Below are 25,046 nucleotides of genomic sequence, written 5' to 3'. Positions count from 1 at the left end.
GGCGCACCCCGCGCCACTCTTTGATCAGTGAGGATCCGGGCTTCAGCGTTGCGCCAGGCGTCGGCGTGAACGATCGGTCCTCGCTAAACCGCCGACCAAGTTCAGCGATCCGGCGCCGTGCCGCGCCCGAGAGATCGCCCTGACGGCGGGCCTGCAGTTGATAGGCCAGCGCCAACCCCAGTAGCTCCCGGGTCCGGAAGGCCGGGGGCGAGCCGCCAAGTCGCTCGCCCCAGAGCTGGCGAAGCTCGGGCGCTGTCATGACCTCCAACCCCTCCGGAAGGTCACCGGCGCTCACGCGCCGGCTCCTGCAACGATGCGGTAGACCCGGCCCGCCGGGGTGATGTCTGAGGTGACGGTCAAGCCCCGATCCTTCTTGATCGCACCGGACAGGGCGCCGCGCACCGAGTGAGCCTGCCAACCGGTGGCCTGCATCAAGGCCTCGATCGTGGCGCCTGCGGGACCGCGCAGCATCTCGATCACGGAGCCGATCTTGCCCCTCGGCGCCGGTGGGACAGATGCAACGTCCGTCAAGGAGGTCGGAGACGGTGCTGCGTTCTCTGGCGTGCCGATCGCTTCGCGGCCTGCGCCAGTGATCAGGAGCCGGCTCGCGCCTTCAGCCTGGGGAATGGAGATCAGCATACCGCGCCGGATGAGCGCGGTGGCGGTGGGCTTCGCGACGTCTGCGGCGTCGATCGTTCCGTCCTCCGTCGCGGCAGCCCGGGTCAGCAGGTCGCGCTGGGTGGTGTTCAGCTTGGTCATGGGATGTCCTCGTTCTGGCGGGGCCGCAAGATCGCGGCCCCTACCAGCGCGAGCCCGGAGCGCAGCCGGGCGTGGACGCACCCACCAACGCTTCCTTCCAAGGCCCAGTCCAGTCCCGAAGACCTGGATCTGGGCGGTTTGGGAGGAACTCTCGCGGTTTCTTAGGGTCCTCTACTCACCAGCCCGCAACGCGAGGCCATCAACCACCATGACGTTGGACTTTCGAACCACGAAGCCCAGCGCATTGAGCCGGTCGCGCAGGCTGCGCTTGCTGAACGGGATCCTCTGGCCCTGAGCCTTGCACCAGGAGATGAAGCCCATCCAGACATCCGCGATGGAGGTGCGTCCGTCGGCGACGAGATCGCAGCGTTCGTCGATGAAGGCGTGAAGCGGGTTTGAGGCACAGAGGAAGCGCGCCTTCGCGACCTCGCACTCGGCGGGAGGGTCGAACGCGCCGCGGGCGCGAAGCGCACACAGCCCGTTCAGCATCCAATTGAGGACCCCGGGGAGCTCGGTCTCGATAATCTGCGTGGCGAGCTGAGGGTTGATCTCGGCCTTCGTGAACCGTCGCTCGAACGGGATCACCTGCAAGCGACGGCTGATCCCGTGAGAGGTGTCATCCAAAGTGGGCGCACCGTTTATGGCGATCAGTGGCATCGCCATCGAGCGAAACGTCAGGCCGTGTGTGGACCGGACGCGGCGGGTGTTGATGAGCTTGTTCTCGGCGATCTTCTTGAGCTGCCCATCATTAAGCCGCTCACCGTCCTTTGCGTCATCCTCCACAATCAGCAGCTTCCCCAGGAGGTTGGGGAGCGTGAACTTGTCGTTGGTGAGGGCGCTCAGAGACCCGGCGTACACCTGATCTTGGCCGATAACAGCCTGGAGGATCGACAGGATCGTAGACTTGCCGTTGGCGCCGCCGCCCCAGAGGAAGGCGATCACCGGAATGTCGCGGACCGGCTGGAGCGCATAGCCCAGAAGTTCGCTCAGATGGCGAACCATGTCCTTGGGGTCCTTGGCGGCGCCGAAGACCTCGTGGATCATCTTGTCAAACTCGGGGCAGGTCGCCTCGGGATCGTAGGCGACAGGCAGAACATGCTGCAGGCCGTCGTGCAAACGATGCACGCGGCGTGAGAGACCCCCGCCGGGCTCGATCCAGAGTTCTGCATTCTGGACATTGACCACGGGCTGAGGCTTCGCGCGCATCATCTCATCGGCCGCCGGCGCCAAATCCCGGATCATGCTGAGCGCCGCCGACACAGACTGTGCTGACGGGCCGTAGCGGTCGGGCGACTTCAAAGCGAGGGGGCGCAAGATCGCGCGAAGCGCGACGTCGCTGATCGGGGTCCAGTGGGTTCCCGCATAGAAAATCAGCTGGCCGTCCGCCGTTCGCATCAGCGTGGTCCCATACGCGAACCTTTCGCGCATCACGTCCAAGGCCAAGGCCTCGGCAGGCCCAGCACGCTTAAGCTCCCGATGTGAGCGGATCTGCCGCTCGACCACCAGCAGGTGGTAGTGCGCGACGTTGATGCGCTTCTCCAACGTTGCAAGGATCTCCGTAACATCGTCGGATTGCTCCGATGCTGCCGCGATGATCGCGCAAATTTCCACGTCCGCCGTCTCCGGCGTCGTGTTCTGGGCCGCCTCAAGCGGCGTCTGTTCCGGATTGAGTTCGTGCATCTTCCCTCTCGCGTTCAAGGGATAGATGCAGTCTTCACATCGGCTGGTCGTAAACATGGATGCAGTGAAGACTGCATCCATCCATGACCAGCAGCACCGATCTCCTACGCCCAATATTTATGAGGAGTCAATCGCCGCTCTCTTTGAACATCCTGAGAGAAGCCGAAAGCGGCCACGTTGGGAGATCTGGGAGGATCTAACGCAGGTTCTAAAACTCCTTCCCCCAGCTTGACTCGACCCGGATGAACACTTGATATGTGTCTAGGGATCGCTGATTTGCGGTTCTGGCGGTTCATGGAGGGTTGGCTGCGCGCAGACGTTGAGAAGCGAAGGCGCGCGCCCCTCCAGATCCGAAAACTCCGCACCCGACGAGGTTTTTCACGGGGGCGGAGCTATGACTCTAAGCATCAAACGAAGTTCTCTTGGTGGGACTGGCAGGTTAACTACGCCCGGCCGCAAGCCGCCCTCCCCTACCCTTGATCAGGCGGCCGTCGCCGCTTCCGCCCAGGCACGATGGGCCGCTGCCCGGAACGTTCGAAGCGTAGATCGGCGGATCAAATGTTCCTGGAGGTTGAAGGTATTGTAGATGGCGCCGTGGGCGGAGAGGAACCGTTGGGCTGAGCCCTGCGATTTGAACTTCTGCTGTTTCCGCTCTCGTCGTCGGATCGGAAGATGACTGTTCTCAGCGCGATTGTTGGCCTGCATCCCACCCGGTCGATGGACGCCTTTCAGCCCGAGTTCGCGGACGGCCGCGCCGTAGGACGCCAGCTTGTCCGTCGTAATCGTCTCGGGGTGAACGCCCTGGTTTCGCAAAAGCCGCCGCAACAATTTCAGCGCAGCGGCCTTGCTCCGCCGCTTCTGGACCAGGACGTCGAGAACCTCGCCCTCGTCATCGACGGCCCGCCACAGCCACATCTTCCGCCCGCCGATGTGGACGTACATCTCATCCAGATGCCAGCGGCCGGTCGGCGGCTGACGACGTCGACGCAAGTTCGCCGCGATCATCGGGCCGAACTTGATCACCCAGCATCGAACCGTCTCGCGGCTGACTTCGATTCCGCGTTGGGCGAGCAGTTCCTCGACATCCCGAATACTGAGTGTGAACCGGAAGTATAGCCATACGGCCTGGCGGATCACATCCGCCGGGAACCGATGGCGTTTGAACGAGATCGGCTTCACGAAAATCTCCACCTCAGCGCCTGACCGTGCCGAACTGGGGGCCATTGTAGTTTGCCTGCCAGCACCGCAGGTGCTGTAGATCACGGGGTGGGTGGCCAGAAATTTCTGTGCCGAGCCTTGGGATTTGAACTTCTGTTGCTTTAGCTCCCGCCGTCGGATCACCATGTGGAAGTTCTCAGCACGATTGTTTTCGCGCGTCCCGCGTGGTCGATGAAGTGCATTGAGACCGAGCTCGCGCATCCCGGCACCGCATCTAGAGACATCTTACCGTTGGCCTGCACGCACCGACGCAGGATCGGCTCGCCCTACCAGACGTCTATGAAGCTACGTCCCGAGCGGCGGATCGAGACGCCGGTGGCATTAAGGCCCCGAGTCAGCCAGTCGCGAGTGTCCGCCGGGTCGATCACCGCGGTGATCTCGCAGACTTGAGCGACCGAGATCGCCTTGCCGGTCTGGTACATTCGCCCCACTAGTTTCTGGAATAGCGCCTCGCGGGCCTGGGGATCCAACTCCGCCTCCAACTCCTTGCGGTAGCCCAGGCGGACCGCGCCCTCCAGGCCCATGGGGCCGAACTCGGCGGTCGGCCAGGCGACGGTGAAAGCCGGGGCCGAGAAGTCGCCGCCGGTCATGGCCTGGGCACCGAGGCCATAGCCCTTGCGAAGCACCACGGCGAACAGCGGCACGGCGAGCGCCGCCGAGGTGACGAACAGCCGCGAGCCCCGCCGCACGGCGGCCGTCTTCTCGCTATCCGGCCCGACCATGAACCCGGGGGTGTCGCAAAGGGACAGGATCGGTACGCCGAAGGCGTCGCAAAGCTGCATGAACCGGGCGCCCTTCTCCGCACCCTCGGCGTCGATGGCGCCGCCGAGGTGGCGGGGGTCGTTGGCGATGACGCCGAAGGGACGGCCCTCGATGCGCAGGAATCCGGTGATCATGCCGGGGCCGTAGCCAGCGCGCAGTTCCAGGAAGCTGGCCTCATCCGCCAGGCCACGAATGACCGCCCGGATGTCATAGGCGCGCACCCGGTTCTCGGGGATGGCGTGGCGCAGGATACGCTGGTCGGCGCAGGTCCAGTCCTTTACCCGGCCCTGGAACATGCCCAGCAGGTGACGCGCCGCCGCGGTCGCCTCCGCCTCGTCCTCGACCAGCAGATCTAGCGTCCCGTTGGTCCACTGGACATCGGAAGGGCCGATCTGGTCGGGGGTGAACACGCCCAGGCCGCCGCCCTCGATCATCGCCGGACCACCCAGGCCGATGTTGCTGTCGCGGGTGGCGATGGTGATGTCCGCGCAGCCGAAGAACACCGCGTTGCCGGCAAAGCAGCGCCCGGAGTTGATGGCGATCCGCGGGGCGACCCCGGACATACGGGCGAAGGTGGTGAAGCTTGTGGTGTCGAGCGACGAGGCCGAAAGGCCACCCACGTCGACGTCCCCTGGCCGTCCGCCACCGCCCTCGGTGTACCAGACCACCGGCAGCTTCCAGTGCTCGGCGAATTCCAGGATCTGGTCGGTCTTTTTGTGCCCGAAATGGCCCTGGGTGCCGGCGAGCACGGTGTAGTCGTAAGCCAGCGCCGCGCAGCGCGAAGTCTCCGGCCCGAACAGGGCGCCATTGACGTCGCCAATGCCGGTGACGATGCCGTCGGCTGGGGTTGCGACCTGAAGGTCCTCGATGGTGCGGCGGCGGCGCTGGGCGGCGATGGCCAGGCCGGCGAATTCCCGGAAGCTCCCGTCATCGAACAGGTCGCCCAAGTTCTCCCGTGCGGTGCGCTGGCCGGTCTTGCGCCGGCGGGCGACCGCGTCGGGGCGGTTCTCGTCGAGGGTCAAGGCCTGGCGGGCGCGTACCTCGGCGAGGTCGGCGCGGATCAGCCCCAGATCGATGGTGTCGTCCGCGGCGGCGACGTCGTCCTGGGCGCCTTCCTGGATGAACACCAGGGGGTGGCCCTCGTCGACGATCAAGCCGGTCTCGCCCACCAGGCCTGTGACCACGCCGCCCGTTGGCGCAGCGGCGAGGTGCTGCATCTTCATGGCCTCGAGCACGGCGACGGGCTGGCCGGCGCGGACGTGGTCGCCGACGGCGACCTCGAAGCCGACGATGGTGCCCCGCAGGAGCGACGCCACCGTGAGGCTACCCTCGGGAGCCTGGACCAGAGCCTGGGCGACCTCGGCGGCGATGGCCTCGACCGGTGGCGCGAGCTCACTGGCGCGCGCGAGCAGCGCGGGGAGCCGGTCCTCGACAAAGCCTGTATCGGCCATCCCAGCCGCCACTTCGGGCGCCTCCAGGATCGCCCGCAGCAGGGCGAGGTTGCTGTCGACGCCTTCCAGCCGGAACTCGGCCGCCGCCCGACCCGCGCGCGCCAGAACGGCGCCGAGGTTGGCTGCGGGGCTGTGCACGATGACCTTGGCGATCATGGAGTCGAATGCCGGGCTGGGCCGGTAGCCGGCAAAGCCAGCACCGTCCACACGCACGCCCGGACCGCTGGGCGGTTCGTAGCGGGCGATGACCCCACCACCGCCAGAGACCGCGCCGTCAGCAGCGATCCGCTCAAGATTGACCCGCAACTGGACGGCGTTTCCGCGCGCCGGAGGCGGACCGTTGGCCAAGCCGACATCGGCGAGCGATTCGCCCCCGGCCAGCCGGATCTGGATCTGCACCAGATCGAGACCGGTCACGGCTTCGGTGACGGTGTGCTCCACCTGCAGACGGGCGTTGGCCTCGATGAACACCGCGGTCTCGCCGTCGGCGACGTCGAGCAGGAACTCGAAGGTCGCCAGGCCTCGCAGGCTCGCCGCCTCGGCCATGCGCACCGACCAGGCCTGCAGCCGCGTCCGCAGGGTGGACGACAGTCCGATCGCCGGGGCGAACTCGATCATCTTCTGCCGCCGACGCTGCAGCGAGCATTCGCGGTCGTGGATCGCCACCGACCGCACGCCGTCGCCCGCCACCTGCACCTCGATGTGCCGGGCCGCGGCGACGAAGCGCTCGGCATAGAGCCGGCCGTCACCGAAGGCGGCCTGAGCCTCCTGGGCGCAGGCGACAAAGGCCTCTGTGGCGTACTCGCCTGCACTGAGACGGCGCATGCCGCGCCCGCCGCCGCCGGCCACGGCCTTGATCATCACCGCCGCGCCCTTGGGAAGTCCGGCCTGGAAAGCCCGGATGTCGTCCAGCGTCGCGCCGCCGGCCAGACCGTCGATGACCGGCACGTCGTGGGCTACGGCAAAGGCGCGGGCGCGAGCCTTGTCGCCGAACAGGTCCAGAGCCTCGGCATCGGGGCCGACGAAGGTGAGTCCAGCCGCGACGCAGATCCTCTGGAAGGCCGCGCTTTCAGACAGAAAGCCATAACCCGGGTGTACGGCGTCGCATCCCGCCGCCACCGCGGCGTCGGCGATGGCCTGACCGTCGAGATAGGCCCGCGGCCCGACGCCCTTCAGCGCCAGAGCATCGCCGGCCCGCCCTCGGTGGAGTGCCGAGGCGTCGTCCTCCGAAAACACGGCGACGGTATGGAGGCCCAGGTCCGCCGCGGCGCGGGCGATCCGGATGGCGATCTCACCGCGGTTGGCAATGAGCAAGGAACGGATCGTCAGGCCACATCTCCGAATTACTAGGCCGCCCGCGCGAAGGCCGGGACCAGGTGGCGGCCCGCCAGCTCGATACTCTTCAGCACCGCGTCCGGGGGTATCGAGCCGTACTGCATCATGCACATCATGCGGTCGGCGCCGATAGCCTCGTAGCCCCGGATCTTGTCGGCGCAATGATCGGGGTCGCCGATCACAACGCAGTCCAGGGGCTCCAGCACCTCGTGGGCCTCGGTGAACGATATGGTCTCGCCCTGCGCCATCCGCTTGAGGACCTTCAGCACGGGCGGATCGTCGTCGTGGATCACCGTCTCATTGGGATCCAGTTGCGCCTGAGCAGCGGTGTCGCGGGCTGAGTTGGGGTGCAGCCCCCCCTTGATCATGTCGTACCAGACCCGCCGCGGCACCTTGAACACCACCGGAGCGGCGTTGACGTACCAGAGCGCCGACCAGGCCGCGCCGTTGGCAATCGCCTGTGCGCGGGTCTCGGCGAGGTGGATGAAGGTGAAGCAGCCCTTCTGGGCGTTCACCGTCCTGCCCGCCGGTGCCTTGCAGGCGGCCAAGCCGCGCTCGTGCTCCCGCAGCATCTCGCCAAGGAAGGCGACGGGGCTGAGCAGGGTGGTGCCGAGTGCGCCCACACCCATCTCGCCGGCCATGAAGAAGCTCTCGGGCGAACCGCACGTCTGCCACAGCGGCGGATGCGGTTGCTGAAGGGGCTTTGGCACGATCTCGCGCGGCGGCACCTTGTAAGTCGGTGTGTCCCAGGAGAACTCCTTTTCGGTCCAGACCCGTGGAATGACATGCATGGCCTCGCGGACCTCGTCGCGCGCTGTGTCCGGGTCAACGCCGAAGGTCTCCCACTCCTTACCGCCGCTCTTGGCCAGGCCGAGGTCGAAACGCCCCCCGGACAGGACGTCGATCGTCGCCCCACGCTCGGCCACCCGAAGCGGCGAGTTGATCTTGAACGGTGCCAGCACACCCGCATGGCCGACTCGCAGCCGTTTGGTCGCCATGGCGATCGCCGTGAGTACAACCTCCGGCGCCGAGGAATAACTGAACTCCGGCGAGCCGTGGTGTTCCACCTGCCACCACGTCGTGAAGCCGGCCGTATCCGCAGCGCGCGCCTGATCCAGAATTTCCCGGAACAGGCTGGCTTCATCGGTCCCGCGCCACGGAAACGCCTTCTGGATCTCGCAGAAGATATCGAACTTCATCGCGCCGCTTCCCCATGGCCAACGTACATAACGTTTGTTACGTAATTTCATCTTGGCGAGCGTGTCAAGGACCGCGCGCTCCGTTTGCAGCCAGGTCTCGGCGGGGCGCCCGTTGAGCCTTTGGCATAACACAAGATATGCTAGTCTGGGACCGCGCGGAGACGTCGCAATAGGGAGACACGGCATGGCCGAGGACTGGGCTCTGGAGCAGTTCTACCACACCATCATCAACGCCCGGGATATCGACGAGACCGTCGTCTTCTACCAGGCGCTTGGCTTTGAAATCATTCGAGACCGCCGCAACATGACCTGGCCGCCGGGAGGCGGCGTGGTCTTCGGCCTGATCCCGGACGTCAAGGGACGCGGCGGCACGCTGATGGCCCTGCCCAACGATCCGCCCCCGGCGGGGCCGATGCTGGACATCATTCAGTGGCTGGAGCCGCAGGCGTCCTTTAATCCTGTGTCCCCAACCACCGTGCCAAGAGTGACCGCTTTCCGGACGCGCAATGTCGCGGGTGCGCTCAAGGCCATGCAGGCCAAGGGCTACCGGACCACGACCGCGGAAGCCTACACCGGCAACGCCGCCGCGGGCATTCTGGCCGTCGGCGGCGTCTACGACCCCAACGGCAACGTCATCGAGCTGATTGAACTTGCACCGGGGCTGACGACCTCACGTCTCCAGGAGGTCTACGGGACTGACGCACCCCGCTAGCGGCCGATGCGGTAGATTCGCGCCGCCACGTCGTGGAACATCAGCGCTTTCTCGCCGGCGCTGAAGTCCCGGACCATCTTCTTGTGGGCGTTCCAAAGGACGCCGTATCCGCAGGCGCGCTTGTCCATCGGGAAGTTGCTCTCGAACAGGCAGCGATCAGGTCCGAACAGGTCGATGGCGGCGCGGTAGTAGGGCCCGTTGGCGGCGGCCAGCTCGTCGGAGGTCGGCGGCCGGGAACGTTCGTTCCAGCCGAACCCGTTGAAGTGCATATTGAGCCCGCCCAGCTTGACCACAACATTGGGACAGGCAGCGACCTGAGCCAGGCCAGACTGCCAGTCTGCGAACACCTCAGCCCGGCGGTCGGCATAGTAGCCCAGGCCCAGCGGCGTGCCGATGTGGTCCAGAATGATCGTCAGCTCGGGGACCGCCGCCGCGAGCGCGGCCACCTCGGCGAGCTGGTGATGGAAGACCCAGATGTCCAGGCTTAGGCCGCGCCGCGCCAGTTCGCGCGCGCCGCTCAGAAACGCGGCGCTGGCCATCATGCCGTCCGGGGCGCTGGGATAGGGATCAAGCACACCCTTCGGATCGGCGGCCACGATTGGCCGCACCCCGCGGTATCGGTCCGGCGCGCGAGCGATGTGGACATCCAGCACCCGCCCCGCCTCGCGTCCCAGCATCAGGTCGACCGAGCCGAAGATGGCTTCGCACGCCCGCACGGGTCCGAAGACGCCGCTCGCAGCCTGAGCCGCGACGCCATTGGCGAACTCCACTTCGCCGACCGATCGCAGTTCCGGCGGGCCCTCGGTCCGATACATCGCGCCGCACTCGGCGTAGACGGTGGCCACGATGTTGTGGCCTGCGCCGTCAGGTCCGGCGTCCGCCAGGAGATCTGGTAACAGGTAGGCGTCGTGCGGCAGCTTCCACAGGTGGTGGTGAGCGTCGATGATCGGCAGGTCCGGTTCGAGGGGCGCTTCCGACACCTGCGACAGCCATTCGGCCCTGACCGGCCACTCCATCGACATCGTGGGAACTCGTTGACTGCTTCAGGGACATGCGGTGACGGGACGGGCGCCTAGAGCCCCGTCCCGCGCCGGATCAGAAGTTCACGCCGACGCGCAGGCCATAGGTACGGGGCGGGTAGTAGACGAAATTGTCAGGCTGCAACACCTGTTGCCCCAGCGAAACGGACTGCAGCCCATCATTGGAGATGATGTCGTCATCCTCGATGTTCGACACAAAGGCATCGACCTTGTAGCGGCTGTCCGGGCTGTTCCATGTCAGTCGCAGATTGGTCGTATGATAGGCCTTCTGCCGCGAGGTGACGAAGTTGTCCGGCAGGAAGTCGACCTTGCCCGAAAAGTAGGTGTCGACACGCGGCGTCAAAGTGCCGAAGCCAACGTCAAAGGTGTATTCGGCGCCCACGTTCACGGAGTAGGGCGGCGTTTGGTTCAATCGGTTGCCCTTGAAGTTGCAGAGCCTGGTCGTGGCATCGCAGCCTGGCCCAGGGCCGCCGAAGCGGCCGTTCGTGGTGATGTAGCGACCATACTTGGCGTCGGTCACCGTTAGCGATGCATTCAGGCGCAGGTGGTCAACCGGAACCAGCGTGAACTCCGCCTCCAGGCCGTTCACGTCGGTGCTGCCGTTGACGTTGTTGATGCCGGACTGGGTCGAGCTCTGGATGAACACCTGAAGGCCCTTGATGACCTGATGGTAGGCCGCCAGATTGAGCTGGGCCCGACCATCAAGGAACTGGGATTTCCAGCCCACATCGAACGAGGTGAGCGTCTCGGGATTATAAATGTTGGCCAGGCCCACGATGTTACCGCCGGCCAGGTAGCCTCGGGAAATCGAGCCGTAGAGCAGCGAGTCCTCGCTGACCTGCCAGGCGGCGCCCAGCTTGCCGGTCACCTGATCCCAGCTCTTGCTGAAGGGCCCCTGGAACACCCCACAGCTGCCACCGCAGGCCAGGGGCAGTTGGTAGTCGAGGTAGTTGTAGCCATACTTCTTGTCGTGCGTATAGCGGACGCCCAGCGTCAGGGTCAGCGGAATCCCGGCCGAGGTCTTGGACAGGTCGTAGTCGAACTGAGCGAAGGGCGCATACGACTTGGTCTTGCTTGTGCCCTGGCTGAAGAAGTTGAAAGCATTGAAGGGCACCGTCGGGCCGAAGTCGTTAAAACCCAGGTCGCGGTAGGCGAAATCCTGGAAGTTCTTGCCGTAGAAGTAGATGCCGCCGACCACCCAGCGCAACGCCCCGTCCCCCTTGGACGCGAAGCGCACCTCCTCCGAGAATTGTTTGGCGTTCAGGGTCCATGGCGCGCCGATCGCCATCGGCAGGTCAGAGCCGTCGCCGTCGCTTACCTGATTCACGTCGCTGGTCCCGTAGGCGGTCACCGAGGTGAAGTTGGCAAACGGGAGCTTCCAGTCGAAAGTCGCCGAATAGAGTTCCGTCTCGTTCTTGCCGGCGTCCCGCGCGTCATGACAGACCCGCCGGGGATTGAACTTCGCCTGGGTGCTGAAGTCGCAGGCTGAACCGATCGCGATGCCCAGCGGGGCGCGGGTAAAGCGCGCCGGGGTCTGCCACCAGGCCGTCGCTGTGGCGGCCACGCCCTTGTTCTGGCTGAGGCTTGCGGCCAGCAGCAGGCTGGCGTCGGCATTGAAGTCCAGGGCCAGTTGCGCCCGCAGCATCTGATAATCCTGGGCGTCGAGCTGGTCGGTCGCCGTGGCCTTCTTGGACAGGTTCTTCGTGTAGGCGTCGTGCTCGGCCGACACCGCGGTGAGCCGGGCCATGGCGCGGAAATCCCCGTTCTCCGCCAAGGGCGCATTGAGGAAGGCGCGGAACGTGCGCGCGTCGTAGTTGCCGAGCATAGCGTCTGCTCCGGCGTGAAACTCGCCGGTCGGCTTCTTGGTGATGACGTTGATCGATCCACCCACGGAATTGCGACCGTAAAGGGTGCCTTGCGGCCCGCGCAGAACCTCGACGCGGGCGATGTCATAGAACTCAGAGTCGATCGACGTGGTCCGCTGCACATAAACGCCGTCGATGTTGTAGGCGACGGGCGAGTCCCCACCCGGCGTGGTGTTCTGGCTGCCCAGACCACGCATTGTGATGACGTTCTCCCCACCGGTCACGCCCGAGCCGAAGCGCAGGGACGGAACCCGCATGCCCAGATCCTTGAAGCCGATCACGCCCTGGGCCTGGAGGGCGTCGCCGCCGACCGCACTGATGGCAATAGCGACCTTCTGGACGTTTTCCTCGCGATACTGGGCGGTGACGACCACCTCACTGATCGTCGCCTCCCGATCCTGTCCAGCGGCCGGGGCGGCGCTTGCCGAAAGGCAGACTGCGGCGACGCCGGTGAACAGTTTCAGCGTGCGTTGGCTAATCATTCTCAATTCCTCCCCTGTTCCAAATCCGGCGACCGGGAGGCCACCGGGACTAAGCCCCTCAGGGCTTACCTTGATCCGCTAGAGCCTCGTTTGCCCGCGAGTGGCGGACGCCGGGTTCGAGTTCGATCATCTCGATGATGTTACCGTTGGGGTCGTAGCAGCACACTGTGCCGACGACGCCGAGGGCCTGTTCCGGCGTGTGCACCGGCTGCGCGAACCGCACGCCTTGTCGGCTGAGATCGTCGTAGGCCGCGTGGACGTTTTGGGTCCGGAACGCGAGGATTCGCGGCACTGTCTCGTCGATCTTCGCCGGATCTGGAAACTCGGCTTTTGGCTCAAGCCACTCCAGAAGGTCCAGCATCGGACCGTCTGGATCCGACGGCAACACCATGAGGACGCCGCGCCCCTGCGCGCGTTTAAGACCAAACAAGCCCGCTACGAATGGCGGCCACTTCACATGGCGGCGGTCGTTCAGAACGTCGAACCCGAGCTTGCGGTAGAAAGCGACCGACTCGTCTAGATCCCGACAGTTGATGACCGTGTGGTAGAATCGCGAAAGCGCCCAGCCAGGTTCGCTCATTCCGTAGCCTCCCTCAGGCGGCGCTGGGTGGGACGTCGCCGGCGCCGCATCGTTTGCAGCGGCCCGGCCCGTCGTTCAGCTCACCAGCAGGACAACTGTCCCACGGGCGGCTCACCTCCGACCGCGTTAGCTAAAACATAACGCATGTTCTTTCGGCATCGCAATGAAATAATATAACGACCGTTCTGTCTATCGCACGATAGAACATCCTGGTTCGCACGCAGAACGGATGGTTGGGCTTCAGGCCGTAGCGCGCCTCGGCCGAAGCGGGGCGCGGGCGGGAAGCGGATGATCGTCCCGGGCTGCGGGCGGGCTCAGGCGGGCGTCGATCAACGAATCGATGAACCGCCGTTGCGCGGGGGCCGCCAGCTTTCCGGCGATCAGCACCTGCACCCCGATTCCGTCGACTAACGCCACCAGTTCGCGAGAGGCGAGGTCCGCGTCCAGATCCGCGCTGGCCTCACCCTGCACCTGCGCGCGGCGGATCAGATCTGCGATCCGGCCGGACCATTCTCGGTAACGCTCTTGCATCACGAGGTTGACCTTCGGACTGTGTGCGGCGCGTTCCCAGAAAGCGACCCAGAAGCGCCAGCGCGCCTTCTCAACCGTCGTGGTCGGCAGGACACTGTAGACCAGATGCCGAAGGGCCTCGCGCGCCGAGGTTTCCAACGCGACTTGCTCCATTGGCGGGCGGGCCAGCTCAGCGGCATGCTCCGACGCCGCAATCAGTACATCGTCCTTGGATTGGAAGTAGTGGGTCAGCGCGCCGGTTGTGAACCCAGCCTCGCGCGCCACCTCCCGAAGGGTCAGCCCCTCGAGCCCATCGCGCGAAATGACGTTGAGCGCGGCGGCGGCGAAAAGTCTTCGCCGTTCAACGTGATCTGCCTGCCGGGCCATCCCTTTGGTGTCCTTCGCCAATATGATCCGCGCGCGTTAGCATACTGCCCCGGAGATATATACGCCCTCCCCCGCCGGCCGCAGGGACAACGGACCGCTGCGCGTCTGGGCAGCTATGGCTCAACCCGCAAACACGCCGCCGTCGATCACCAGTTCAGATCCGGTGACGAAACGGGCCGCCTCAGAGCAGAGGTAGAGCACCCCCTCGGCGATATCCTCAGGCGAACCTGAGAATCCGAGAGGTGTTGCGGCGGCCGCAATCGTGCGGGTCTCGGTCATGATCTCATCGATCGAGTTGGCCCCCGCGGGCATGTCGCCGCCGTGCTGCATTTTGACCCAGATCGGCGTCTCGATGCTTCCGGGGTGGATAGAATTGACCCGAATCCCGTTGCGCGCCGCAGCACATTCCAGCGCCACCGCCTTGGTGAAGAGCCGCACGCCGCCCTTGCTGGCGCAGTAGCCGGACAGACCCGCGATCCCCTTCAGTCCGGCCACCGAAGAGATATTGACTACAGATCCGCCTCCGGACCGTGTCATCGGATCCAGAGCCGCTCGCGTCCCAAGAAACACGCTGTCCAGATTGACCGCATTCTGCCGCCGCCAGGTGGCAAGGGTCATCGCGCTGAGTGGCGAATGGATGCAGAGGGCGGCATTGTTGACCAGGATATGAAAGCCGCGGCCGGCGGCCTGTATTGAGTCCATCACTCGGATCCAGTCCGCCTCCTCCGCGACATCCAGCCTCCGGCCCTCGACCTCGCCGCCCGCGCCCTGGATACCCGCACACGTCTCGGCCAGCCCGGCTTCGTCGATGTCGGCAGCCACCACCGATGCGCCCGCCCGCGCCAGGGCCTCTGCGCAGGCCCGGCCGATCCCACTGGCCGCACCCGTCACCAACGCAACCTTGCCCACGAAGCTAGCCATCAAACCCTCCTAAACACATAACGTTCGTTACATATGGCATCCAATTGGCTTGCGGACCAACCGATCGAACCGTAACGTTTGTTATGCACTGGGTGCAGGAGGCGACCGATGTCCAGGGTTCCCGACTATGACGCCGTCGTCATCGGCGCGGGCTTCGCGGGTCTCTACGCCGTCCAGAAGTTGACCAGCCTTGGCTTCCATGTCGCTGGCTTCGAGCGCGGCGAGGATGTGGGCGGCGTCTGGTACTGGAACCGCTATCCTGGCGCCCGCTGCGACTGCGAAAGCTACTACTACAGCTACGGGTTCTCCCAGGACTTGCAACAGGACTGGACCTGGAGCCGTCGCTATGCAGAGCAACCCGAGATTCTGAACTACCTGGGCCACGTAGCCGACCGCTTCGACCTTCGCCGGCACTTCCGTTTTGGTGCAGCCGTGGAGACCTTGGTCTTCGACGAGGCGGACGAAATCTGGCGGGTTCGCGCGCACGGCGGCCAGACGGTCACCGCCCGGTTCGTAATCTCGGCCATGGGCTGCCTGTCGGCCGTCAACTGGCCGGACATCCCGGGCCTCAGGTCCTTCCAGGGTCGGCTGCTGCACACGGCCGACTGGCCGCATGACCGTGTGGACTTCACCGGCCGTCGCGTGGGCGTGATCGGCACCGGCGCTTCAGCGGTCCAGGCGATCCCGCGCATCGCCCGCGAGGCGGCGCACCTCACGGTCTTTCAGCGCACCGCCAACTGGGTCCTTCCGGCTTGGAACCGGGCGAGCGACCCAGACTTCGACGCCTGGGTGAAGGCTCACTATGGCGAGATCCGCGAGCGCTGCGCGACTTCGGCCGGGGCGGTGCCTTTCAACGCCCCGACCCAATCGGCGCTGGAGACGCCCGAGGTCGAGCGACAGGCTATCTACCAGCGGTACTGGGACCTGGGCGGCATGCGGTTCTTCACCGCCTTTACTGACCTGTTCAGCAACCTGGAGGCCAACGCCACGGCCCAGGCCTTCGTGCGTCAGCAGATCCTGAAGATCGTGAACGATCCGGAGACCGCAAGCGCGCTGATCCCCACGACCCACCCGATCGGCGTGAAACGACCACCTCTCGATGACGACTACTACGAGACCTTCAATCGCCCGAACGTGGATCTGGTCGACATCCGCAACGCCCCGATCATCGAGGTCACCGGACAGACCGTGCGCACCGCGGACGCTGAGTACGAACTCGACGACCTGGTGGTGGCCACCGGCTTCGACGCCATCACCGGCGCGCTGCTGGCGCTCGACGTGCGCGGCCGCGGCGGCGTCACGTTGCAGTCGCGCTGGCGTGAGGGACCCAGCACCTACCTCGGCCTGGGGGTAGCGGGCTTTCCCAACCTGTTCACGATCACCGGCCCGCTCAGCCCGGCGGTGCTGGCCAACATGCCGACGGCGGTGGAGCAGCATGTGGACTGGATCGCCGATTGCCTTGACCACATGCGCCGGGAGGGAATCGGCGTCATCGAAACCACCGAGGCAGCGGAGGCCGACTGGGTCAGCCACGCAAACGAGATCGTCGGCCAGACCCTCTATCCGCACGCGGAGTCCTGGTACTTCGGGACCAATATACCGGGAAAGCCGCGCCGCTTCGGCGTCTATCTCGGCGGCTTCGGCGCTTACAGCGACCGTTGCGACGCCATCGCGCAAGCTGGATACGAGGGCTTCCGCTTCACCTCGGCTCCGAACTAGGCCGACCATGACCGAGGCGCCTTCTCCGATCGCGGGCATCCGCGCGATGCTCATCGAACTCCTCGGCGGGCCAGATGCCTCGATCGCCCATCGACGGGCGCAGTCCCTGGCCTTTTCGGCCGCCCAGCCGCCGCTACCTTCGGACATCAGGATCGCCGCTGACCTGCTCGGCGGCGTTCCAGTGGAACGCGTGCAGGCCGATGGCTCACAAGCGGCCGGCGTGTTCCTGCACCTGCACGGCGGCGGCTATGTGATGGGCGACCCGGCGGGCAGCCGGAGCTTGACCACCGCACTGGCCCGCGCCAGCGGATGGGAAGTGATCAGCGTCGACTACCGACTGGCGCCGGCCCATGCATTTCCCGCCGCCGTTGAAGACGCCGTCGACGCTTACGCGGCTCTCCTGGCGGACGGTATTTCTGCCCGTTCCATCATTGTCGGAGGCGAGTCAGCGGGCGGCGGTCTGGCCGTTGCGGCCCTGCTGGCAGCCCGCGATCGCGGGCTGGACATGCCAGTCGGCGTCATTGCGCTGAGCCCCTGGGCGAACCTGGCCTGCGAGGGCGAAAGCTACGTCACGCGCCATGGCCGCGACCCCCTGCTAACGGTGACTGTGCTCAAGGACATGGCGGCAGAGTACATGGCAGGCGCAGATGCGCGACAGCCACTGGCCTCGCCGGCGCTGGCGGATCTGACGGGGCTGCCGCCGCTGCTGATCCAGGTCGGCTCGGAAGAGGTGTTGCTGAGCGACGCCATCGCCCTTGCTGATCGGGCGCGCGACGCCAGCGTAGAGGTCGAGCTGCAGGTCTGGCAGGACATGATTCACGTCTGGCAGATGTTTCCCGGCCTCCTCGAAGAGGCCGACAGGGCTATCGCAGCCATCGTAGCAAGGCTCGACAACAGCTTCCGCGCGAAGTGAGCCCTGAAAGCTGGAGCTGGACCGGGCGACAATTGGAGACCAGTTGCTCAGCGACTGCATCCACGACCAATTCTCTCCCCGCGTACGGCGGGTGAGAGGGCTCGCCTTTCGATGGCGCAGCCTTCTGGCGACTTGGGTTCACATGGCGGGCGATGTCGACTGAAAGTCAGGGGTCGTTGGCAAGCGCCAGTACTTTCGGCAGCTTGAACGTCACGGTCTCACGCGCCGCGTCGACCTCTTCCACCGTGACTTCGAAACACTCCGCCAATCGGTCAATCACGCCCTGCACCAAGACCTCCGGCGCAGACGCGCCCGCCGTCACGCCCACCACGCGCGCGCCCTCCAGCCAGGCAAAATCAAGACTTTCGGCGTCATCGATCAGGTGCGCCCTGGCTCCGGACCGCAGACCCACTTCGGCCAACCTGACGGAGTTGGAGGAATTGGCGCTGCCCAGCACCAGCAGCACATCGGCGCGGCCGGCGATGGCTTTCACCGCCTCCTGCCGGTTGGTGGTGGCGTAACAGATGTCCTCCTTGTGCGGCGCGGTGATCTCCGGGAACCGGGCGCGGAGCGCCGCCACAATCTCGGCAGTGTCGTCCACCGACAGCGTGGTCTGGGTCACAAAGGCCACGTTTGAGGGATCGCGCGGCTGATAGGCCTGGGCGTCGGCGACGGTCTCGATCAGGGCGATGGCGCCATCGGGCAGCTGGCCCATGGTGCCCACCACTTCCGGATGCCCCGCGTGACCGATCAGCACGATCTCGCGCCCCGCATCATGGTGGCGCTCGGCCTCCACATGCACCTTGGAGACCAAAGGGCAGGTAGCGTCGAGGAAGAGCATCTTGCGGTCCTTAGCCTCGGCCGGCACCGACTTTGGCACCCCGTGGGCCGAGAACACCACCGGCCGGTCTGTGGGGCATTCGTCCAGTTCCTCGACAAACACCGCCCCCAGCGCCTTCAGCCGCTCCACCACATGGCGGTTGTGGACGATCTCGTGGCGCACATAGACCGGCGCCCCGTACTTGGTGATGGCGCGCTCCACAATCTGGATCGCCCGGTCCACGCCGGCGCAAAAGCCGCGCGGGCTGGCGAGCAGGACGGTGATGGGGGGTCTGGTGGTCATGCTGCGAACTTAAGGTGCGCGGGCGCAGGCCGCAAACGCCATCCGGGCTCGACTTCACGGATGCAGACCTTCGCCGGGCGCGCTATGCCTTTCCCAACAAGAAACAGGGGCGAAACGATGCAGACCATGCGGGCGACACGGCGAGCCGTGATGGCGGGCGCACTGGCGACCGGACTGGCGGGAACGGCGGTCGCGGCCGAAATGCCGGTGGTGACCGCAGTGGCCGGCGCGCCGGCGCTTCGGCTGGGTGCCTTCGATCTCAAGGCCAAGGGCTATGTGGTCGAGGAGTTCTTCCTGGCCGGGACCGCTCAATCTTACAAGCTGGCCGGCGAGGCCACGATCGATGGCCGCTGGCAGGCCCTGCCGGATGCGACCTCCCCCTACATGACCCGGATCGTGGTGGTGCGTCCGGCGCTCCCGACCCGCTTCAATGGCACGGTTGCGGTGGAATGGCTGAACGTGACTGGCGGCCTGGATGCCGCGCCGGACTGGTCCTATACCCACCGCGAGCTGCTGCGTAGCGGCTATGCCTATGTCGGCGTTTCGGCCCAGCGGGTGGGGGTCGAGGGCGGCTCGAGGTTCGGTTCGGGCGGGGCGCTGAAATCGGCCAACCCCGTGCGCTATGGCAAACTCAGCCATCCCGGCGACGCCTTCGCCTTCGACATCTTCACACAGGCCGGCCGGGTGGTGGAAAGCGGCCAGGTGCTGGGCGGACTGAAGCAACGGGCCGTGCTCGCCATGGGCGAGAGCCAGTCGGCCTCGTACCTGACCACCTATGTCAATGCCGTGGACCCGCTGGTCCGCCTCTATGACGGCTTTCTGATCCACTCCCGCTCAGGCAGCGCAGCCATGCTGTCGCCAGGATCGGGGGTCGGCGGCGCGCCGGGCGGAGCGCGCGCGCCGGCGGGCCTTCGGCTACGCGACGACCTGCGGGTCCCTGTGCTCACGCTCATCGCCGAGACCGACCTGATGGGCAGCCAGGGCGGCGGCTTCCTGCTGGCCCGCCAGCCTGATACCGACCGGCTGCGCACCTGGGAAATGGCCGGGACCGCCCACGTGGACAACTATGCCCTGATGGTCAGCGCCATCGACTCTGGCGAGGCCCCCATGGCCAGCCTGGTCGCCGCCTGGAAGCCTACCTCGGCGACCATCCTCGGTAAGCTCGTGAAGCCGATGAACGCCGCGCCCCAGCATCACTTTGTGGCCATGTCGGCGCTGTCGCACCTGAACGCCTGGGTTCGCGCCGGTCGCGCCCCGCCGAAGGCCCCACGCCTGGAGGTGGCCACGCCCGCCGGCGGCGGGGCGCCCGCGCTTGTGCTGGATGCGGAGGGCAACGCGATAGGCGGTATCCGATCGCCTTGGGTGGACGTGCCGACCGCGAAACACTCAGGCGTCGGCAACTCCGGCGGGCCGCTCGGCTTCCTGGCGGGATCAACCGAGGTGTTTGACGCAGCGACGCTGCAGCGGCTCTATCCGGGTGGCAAGCCGCAGTACCTGAGCCGGTTCAACGCCGCACTGGCGCGCGCCATGAAGGCCGGCTTCATCCTGCCGGCGGATCAGGCCGGCATCCGCGCCCTAGCGGATGCGATGTACCCGGAGGCGCCCGCTGCAAAATAGCGGGGTCGCCCTAGTTGTTGTGACTTCCGTCGCAGAGGGGCTGCTTGGCGGTCACCTTGCAACCGCAGAAGAACACGGTGCGGCTCTTGGTGGCGGCGTACTTTACCGGTGTGATGTCAGTGGTCTTGTGTGAGCCATCGCAGAAGGGCTGGCTCTTGCTAAGTCCACAGGCGCACCACCAATAGTCTCGCCCCTCCTCCACCTCGACGGCGAAAGGGGTCTCGGCGGCGCGGACAGGTGCGGTCATGGCGGCTTCCTTGGGTGAGCGGCTTAGTCACAGGGAGTGTGGCCTGTCGGACGCCAGGGCTCAAGCGCTCACAATCTCCGACAATGCGGACAGCAACGCCTCGATCTGATCGTCTGTTCCCACGGTGATCCGCACAAAGTCGGCGATGCGCGGGGCCGCGAAGTGGCGGACGATCACGGCGCGTTGGCGCAATTCTGACGCCAGGGCTGTGCCGGCATGGTCGGGGTGACGGGCGAATACAAAGTTGGCGGATGAGGGCAGGATCTCGAAGCCAAACCCTGCCAGCCCCTGCTCCAGCCGCGTTCGACCCTCGATCACCCGCTTCCGGCTCTGCTGGAACCAGGCCTCATCCTCCAGCGAGGCGATCGCCCCGGCCTGGGCCAGTCGGCCCAGTGGGTAGGAGTTGAAACTGTCCTTCACCCGGTTCAGCCCCTCGATCAGGGCCGCATCGCCGATGGCGTAACCGACCCTGAGGCCCGCCAGCGCCCGTGACTTCGACATCGTCTGCACCACCAGCAGGTTCGGATAGTCCGCCACCAGCGGGATCGCCGTTTCGGCGCCAAAATCCACATAGGCCTCGTCGATCACCACTGGCGCGTTCGGGTGCATCTCCAGCAAGGCCACGATCTCGGCCCGCGTCAGCGCGATGCCGGTGGGCGCATTCGGATTGGGCAGGATCACGGCGCCCGCCGGGCGGCGATAGTCATCCACGCGAACCCGCAGCCCCGCATCCAGCGGCACAGTCTCGTGGGTGATGCCGAACAGCCGGCAATAGACTGGATAGAAGCTGTAGGTGATGTCGGGGAACAGCAGCGGCCCATCCTGCTTCAGCAGGCCAGCGAAGACGTGGGCCAACACCTCGTCCGAGCCATTGCCGACAAACACCTGATCGGGCGTCACCCCGTGGTAGGCGGCCAGGGCGGCCCGGAGCGCACTCGATTGCGGGTCCGGATAGAGGCGAAGATCGTCCGTCGCCCCTGCCCGCAGCGCTTCCAGCACCCTGGGCGAAGGCCCGAACGGGCTCTAATTGGTGTTGAGCTTGACGAGCCCGGCCATGCGCGGCTGCTCGCCCGGCACATAGGGGTGAAGGTCGTGGGTCAGGCGGCTCCAGAAACGGCTCATGGGCGGGTGTCTACCGCAGAGAGGGGGAGACGAGCAAAGGCCTCTCGCTCACCCCCCGATCGGCGTCGTCCGATCCTGCTCGCTGGACGGATGGTCATATGGCGTCCGGTTGGACAAACCCGCTGGAGCGTAGACGCTAGAACTTGTAGCCGACGCCCGCCGACACCACCCAGGGGTCCAGGTTCACCTTGGACTTCAGCGTTCCGCCATTGATGCTGGCATTGGTGTCGAAGAACACCTTCTTCACATCAAGGTTGGCGCTCCAGGGACCGCCGACCGCAACGTCCACGCCGGTCTGCAGGGCATAGCCGAAGCCGTCCTTCAGCTTGACGGTGAAGCCATTCAGATTCTTGCCGTTGTGAAACAGCATGTAGTTCACGCCGACGCCGACATAGGGGCTGACCTGGGCATCAGGCGCGAAGTGGTACTGCAGCGAGACCACAGGGGGCAGGACCCAGGTCTTGTAGACGGTGACGTCGGTCGCGGGGCCCCGCGCCCGGACCATGTGCTCGGTGGTGGTTGCGATCACCTCGACGGCGACATGGTCGCTCAGGAAGTAGGACAGGCCGAGGGTCGGCTTGTAGTCGGTCCTGACGTCTGCCCGCAGGCCAGTTGCGGCACCAGCCGCAGTCAGGATCGGGTCGCTCCCCGACGGCGCGACGGCGCTGCCTCTCACGTTCAACATCACCAGGCCCTTGGCCTTGGGCTGGAAGTCCTGGGCGCTGGCGACGCCCGTGATGGCCAGGGCGGCGGCCAGGGCGATGGTGCTTGTGAGGGTCTTCATGATCTTGGTCCTCCGGTCTCGGGGAAAGGTCCGGACCGGGGCCCCTATCGCGCCGAACCTGGCCGCCGCGTTTGACATAATTCAAACGGCTGTTTGGACACCAAGGGTGTGACGGGAAAGACACGTTTCCGGCGCGCCGTGACCGTCGGCCAGATATTGGCCGAACAAAGTGCTGGTTACAGAAACCCCCGACCTGACCGTTCGAACGCCTGATCCAGGGGGACGTGCCGGCGGGTCGCCTGTACGAGGTGATGATCGATCGGATGAGTGGGATATTCGTCGAAGACTTCGGCGACACGAAGCCCAATATTTCGTAAGCAAACCTGTCGGCGGCGCGCCCGGGTCGAGCACCACCGGGAAGCGCGAACCTATCCTCGCCACCAGAAATCCTGTGACTGCCCGCAGACGGCGCGGCATTGACAAGAGCTGGCGACGCCGCGAAAAACCGGCGCCTCTTGCGAGGGCGGAGTCCGACCTTTACCCATGACCTACATTGTCACCGACGCCTGCATAAAATGTAAGTTCATGGACTGCGTGGAGGTTTGCCCGGTCGACTGTTTCTATGAGGGCGAGAACTTCCTGGCGATCAGCCCCGAGGAATGCATCGACTGCGGCGTCTGTGAACCGGAATGCCCGGTCGACGCCATCAAGCCCGACACCGAGGACGATCCCGATGGCAAGTGGCTGCGGATCAACACCGACTACGCAAAAATCTGGCCGAACATAACGGTTAAGGGCGAACCGCCCGCCGACGCCGAAGCCTTCGAGCGCGAAGTGGGCAAATTTGAGAAGTACTTCTCCGAGAAGCCCGGGCGCGGCTCCTGATCGCTGCGCTGCCGGAAGCCCTTCACCTGGGCCAAGCCTTTCTTTCCGCTTGTTTTTGTGCTAGGGACGCCTTTGTCCTGACGTGATGACGTCGCTCGCGTCGGGCAGTCAAACCAAGAACAGCCGTCCGGGGGATATGGCCGGAACGGGCGAAGGGTGTCTTAACAGGTCAGCTTCCGGACACAGTGACGCCGCCGCCGCAGTTCTTCTGCGGAAGGGAGGGTTTTGTCGCTGAGCCAGAGGCCGGGCAGCTTAGCGCCGCGGGCACGCGGACGCATTTTATGAGGTATCTCGGATGAGCAAGAGCGGTCATGAATTCTCGGTTGGCGATCACGTCGTCTATCCGGCCCATGGTGTGGGTCAGGTGCAGGGCGTTGAGGTGCAGGAAGTCGCCGGCATCACGCTGGAAGTCTATGTCATCACCTTCGACCACGAGAAAATGACCCTCCGCGTTCCGACCGCCAAGGCCAAGACGGCCGGCCTGCGCTCGCTGGCCGAAACCGGCGTGGTCTCCAAGGCGCTGACCACCCTGAAGGGCCGCGCCCGCGTGAAGCGCACCATGTGGTCACGCCGCGCCCAGGAATATGAGGCCAAGATCAATTCCGGCGACCTGATCTCCATCGCCGAGGTCGTTCGCGACCTGCATCGCGCCGAGAACCAGCCGGAACAGTCCTACTCCGAGCGTCAGCTGTACGAGAGCGCCCTTGACCGCATGGCCCGTGAAGTCGCCGCCATCGAGCGCATTGATCGCGATGCAGCCGTCGCCATGCTGAACAAGTCCCTGGTCAAATCGCCTGCCCCCGCCGCCGCCGCAGCGGCTGCGTAGTCAGACAGATTCACCGTTGATGACGCCCGGCCTCACCGCCGGGCGTTTTCATTTGGGCGGCAGCGCCACAATGCGCTACCAACCGCCCCGCGTGGCCTCGTAGCTCAGCCGGATAGAGCAGGGCTTTCCTAAAGCCAAGGTCGGGGGTTCGAGTCCCTCCGAGGCCGCCACGCAGTCCCTGTTATCCGTCTCTTCGCCGACCAATCGGCCAGAACGGAGCTGACAGGTTAACTTCGCCGAGCCACAGAGGCCCCTCCCCGACCCAGTGATCGCGCGGCGGCGGACGCAGCGTCCCACATCCGAATCACAGTCAGGGCCTGCAGCATGCTGTCTCCGAGGCGCCAACGTCCTCATCCTTTAACGGCCTAGCAACTACGCCGGACGGATTATAGCGCGACGTCTGCAATCCATACCCGGGCCTGTCACTCGGCAGTTGTTCGTTCGAGGCCCGACGAGTGCGGTCCATCGGTCGCTCGGATCTGGAGTACGCAGAGTAGAGGAAAGACAGGCCTATGGCGGCTCCTACAGTGAATATCGTCGTGTCGGACACGGCGCTGACGGCCGGGGAAACATCCCTGGTCACCTTCACCTTCTCGGAAGCCGTGCTGGCCTTCGACAACACAGACATAGCGGTGGTGAACGGGACGCTGAGCGCGGTCGGCTCGGCCGACGGCGGGATCACCTGGACAGCGACGCTCACGCCCACCGCCGACCTGACCGCCGCCACCAACGTCATCGCGGTAGATCTCAACGGCGTGACGGACAGCGTCGGAACGCCCGGCGTGGGCACGACGGACTCCAACAACTACGCCATCGATACGGCGCGGCCGACCGCGACCATCGCAGTGGCCGACACGGCCCTGGCGGCGGGCGAGACCTCGGCGGTGACCTTCACCTTCTCCGAGGCGGTGACCGGCTTCACCAACGCCGACCTGACCATCGCCAACGGCACGCTGAGCGCGGTCGCCT

21 protein-coding genes, 1 tRNA gene and 1 pseudogene are annotated in these 25,046 nt (G+C 65.6%); 8 read left to right on the top strand and 15 right to left on the bottom strand.

What is annotated here, in order from left to right:
- The 6 genes from ACIQ42_RS03385 to ACIQ42_RS03360 all read right to left on the bottom strand — a co-directional run.
- Positions 1 to 295: DUF2924 domain-containing protein (locus ACIQ42_RS03385; protein ID WP_397420809.1), on the bottom strand; the 295-nt coding region annotated here is incomplete at its 3' end.
- A complete protein-coding gene (locus tag ACIQ42_RS03380) occupies positions 292 to 759 on the bottom strand; it encodes a DUF3489 domain-containing protein (RefSeq protein WP_397420808.1) in 468 nt (155 codons plus the stop codon). The genes ACIQ42_RS03385 and ACIQ42_RS03380, both read right to left, overlap by 4 nt.
- A gap of 171 nt (positions 760 to 930) precedes the next feature.
- Positions 931 to 2,439, bottom strand: a complete 1,509-nt coding sequence (locus ACIQ42_RS03375; RefSeq protein WP_397420807.1) for a phage/plasmid primase, P4 family — start codon at positions 2,437 to 2,439, stop codon at positions 931 to 933.
- A 480-nt stretch (positions 2,440 to 2,919) separates the two neighbouring features.
- Positions 2,920 to 3,618: an IS6 family transposase gene (locus tag ACIQ42_RS03370; protein WP_397420810.1), complete on the bottom strand. Its 699-nt coding sequence runs from the start codon at positions 3,616 to 3,618 to the stop codon at positions 2,920 to 2,922.
- Positions 3,619 to 3,923: 305 nt separating this feature from the next.
- Positions 3,924 to 7,184, bottom strand: coding sequence for a carboxyl transferase domain-containing protein (locus tag ACIQ42_RS03365; RefSeq protein WP_397420806.1), 3,261 nt, complete (start codon positions 7,182 to 7,184; stop codon positions 3,924 to 3,926).
- A 32-nt stretch (positions 7,185 to 7,216) separates the two neighbouring features.
- Positions 7,217 to 8,404, bottom strand: coding sequence for an LLM class flavin-dependent oxidoreductase (locus tag ACIQ42_RS03360; protein WP_397420805.1), 1,188 nt, complete (start codon positions 8,402 to 8,404; stop codon positions 7,217 to 7,219).
- A gap of 184 nt (positions 8,405 to 8,588) precedes the next feature.
- Between ACIQ42_RS03360 and ACIQ42_RS03355 the strand changes: the two genes are divergently transcribed.
- Entirely contained in the window at positions 8,589 to 9,116 is a 528-nt protein-coding gene (locus ACIQ42_RS03355) for a VOC family protein (protein ID WP_397420804.1), read from the top strand.
- On the opposite strand, the gene ACIQ42_RS03350 is transcribed toward ACIQ42_RS03355, so the two are convergent.
- The 5 genes from ACIQ42_RS03350 to ACIQ42_RS03330 form a co-directional block, all read right to left on the bottom strand.
- Complete coding sequence (locus ACIQ42_RS03350) at positions 9,113 to 10,138, bottom strand: amidohydrolase family protein (protein ID WP_397420803.1); 1,026 nt, start codon at positions 10,136 to 10,138, stop codon at positions 9,113 to 9,115. The two genes, ACIQ42_RS03355 and ACIQ42_RS03350, sit on opposite strands and share 4 nt — an antisense overlap.
- Positions 10,139 to 10,211: 73 nt before the next feature.
- Positions 10,212 to 12,503 carry a TonB-dependent receptor gene (locus tag ACIQ42_RS03345; RefSeq protein WP_397420802.1) on the bottom strand — a complete coding sequence of 764 codons (2,292 nt, stop codon included), beginning with the start codon at positions 12,501 to 12,503 and terminating at the stop codon, positions 10,212 to 10,214.
- 58 nt (positions 12,504 to 12,561) lie between these two features.
- Positions 12,562 to 13,083 (bottom strand): VOC family protein, encoded by a 522-nt coding sequence (locus ACIQ42_RS03340; protein WP_397420801.1) that lies wholly within the window; start codon positions 13,081 to 13,083, stop codon positions 12,562 to 12,564.
- Positions 13,084 to 13,323: 240 nt separating this feature from the next.
- A complete protein-coding gene (locus tag ACIQ42_RS03335; RefSeq protein WP_397420800.1) occupies positions 13,324 to 13,980 on the bottom strand; it encodes a TetR/AcrR family transcriptional regulator in 657 nt (218 codons plus the stop codon).
- 120 nt (positions 13,981 to 14,100) lie between these two features.
- Entirely contained in the window at positions 14,101 to 14,901 is an 801-nt protein-coding gene (locus ACIQ42_RS03330) for an SDR family NAD(P)-dependent oxidoreductase (RefSeq protein ID WP_397420799.1), read from the bottom strand.
- Positions 14,902 to 15,009: 108 nt separating this feature from the next.
- Between ACIQ42_RS03330 and ACIQ42_RS03325 the strand changes: the two genes are divergently transcribed.
- Together ACIQ42_RS03325 and ACIQ42_RS03320 are read left to right on the top strand one after the other, a co-directional pair.
- Complete coding sequence (locus tag ACIQ42_RS03325; protein WP_397420798.1) at positions 15,010 to 16,620, top strand: flavin-containing monooxygenase; 1,611 nt, start codon at positions 15,010 to 15,012, stop codon at positions 16,618 to 16,620.
- Positions 16,621 to 16,627: 7 nt separating this feature from the next.
- Entirely contained in the window at positions 16,628 to 17,533 is a 906-nt protein-coding gene (locus tag ACIQ42_RS03320; RefSeq protein WP_397420797.1) for an alpha/beta hydrolase, read from the top strand.
- A 166-nt stretch (positions 17,534 to 17,699) separates the two neighbouring features.
- On the opposite strand, the gene ispH is transcribed toward ACIQ42_RS03320, so the two are convergent.
- Positions 17,700 to 18,656 carry a 4-hydroxy-3-methylbut-2-enyl diphosphate reductase gene (gene ispH / locus ACIQ42_RS03315; protein ID WP_397420796.1) on the bottom strand — a complete coding sequence of 319 codons (957 nt, stop codon included), beginning with the start codon at positions 18,654 to 18,656 and terminating at the stop codon, positions 17,700 to 17,702.
- A 117-nt stretch (positions 18,657 to 18,773) separates the two neighbouring features.
- Between ispH and ACIQ42_RS03310 the strand changes: the two genes are divergently transcribed.
- Entirely contained in the window at positions 18,774 to 20,273 is a 1,500-nt protein-coding gene (locus ACIQ42_RS03310; protein ID WP_397420795.1) for an alpha/beta hydrolase domain-containing protein, read from the top strand.
- A gap of 10 nt (positions 20,274 to 20,283) precedes the next feature.
- Here the strand turns inward: ACIQ42_RS03310 and ACIQ42_RS03305 are convergent, their stop codons facing one another.
- The 3 genes and pseudogenes from ACIQ42_RS03305 to ACIQ42_RS03295 form a co-directional block, all read right to left on the bottom strand.
- Entirely contained in the window at positions 20,284 to 20,520 is a 237-nt protein-coding gene (locus ACIQ42_RS03305) for a CDGSH iron-sulfur domain-containing protein (RefSeq protein WP_397402665.1), read from the bottom strand.
- Positions 20,521 to 20,580: 60 nt separating this feature from the next.
- A pseudogene (locus ACIQ42_RS03300) lies at positions 20,581 to 21,522 on the bottom strand (pyridoxal phosphate-dependent aminotransferase); the annotation flags it as partial.
- Positions 21,523 to 21,778: 256 nt separating this feature from the next.
- Positions 21,779 to 22,426, bottom strand: coding sequence for an OmpW family protein (locus ACIQ42_RS03295; protein ID WP_397420794.1), 648 nt, complete (start codon positions 22,424 to 22,426; stop codon positions 21,779 to 21,781).
- Positions 22,427 to 22,909: 483 nt separating this feature from the next.
- Here ACIQ42_RS03295 and fdxA point away from each other — a divergent pair, with 483 nt between their 5' ends.
- From fdxA to ACIQ42_RS03275, 4 genes are all read left to right on the top strand, one after another.
- The gene (fdxA, locus tag ACIQ42_RS03290) at positions 22,910 to 23,251 is read left to right on the top strand and encodes a ferredoxin FdxA (protein WP_397420793.1); all 342 of its coding nucleotides are present in this window, start codon (positions 22,910 to 22,912) and stop codon (positions 23,249 to 23,251) included.
- A 295-nt stretch (positions 23,252 to 23,546) separates the two neighbouring features.
- Positions 23,547 to 24,077 carry a CarD family transcriptional regulator gene (locus ACIQ42_RS03285; protein ID WP_397420792.1) on the top strand — a complete coding sequence of 177 codons (531 nt, stop codon included), beginning with the start codon at positions 23,547 to 23,549 and terminating at the stop codon, positions 24,075 to 24,077.
- Between the two features lie 93 nt (positions 24,078 to 24,170).
- A tRNA-Arg gene (locus tag ACIQ42_RS03280) sits at positions 24,171 to 24,247 on the top strand.
- A gap of 342 nt (positions 24,248 to 24,589) precedes the next feature.
- Positions 24,590 to 25,046 (top strand): Ig-like domain-containing protein (locus ACIQ42_RS03275; protein WP_397420791.1); only part of this gene is annotated, 457 nt, incomplete at its 3' end.

Source organism: Phenylobacterium sp. (genome assembly GCF_044372605.1).
Taxonomy (GTDB): Bacteria; Pseudomonadota; Alphaproteobacteria; order Caulobacterales; family Caulobacteraceae; genus Phenylobacterium.
Note: the sequence above shows the minus strand (reverse complement) of the source record. Positions and strands in the feature narration are given on the sequence as shown.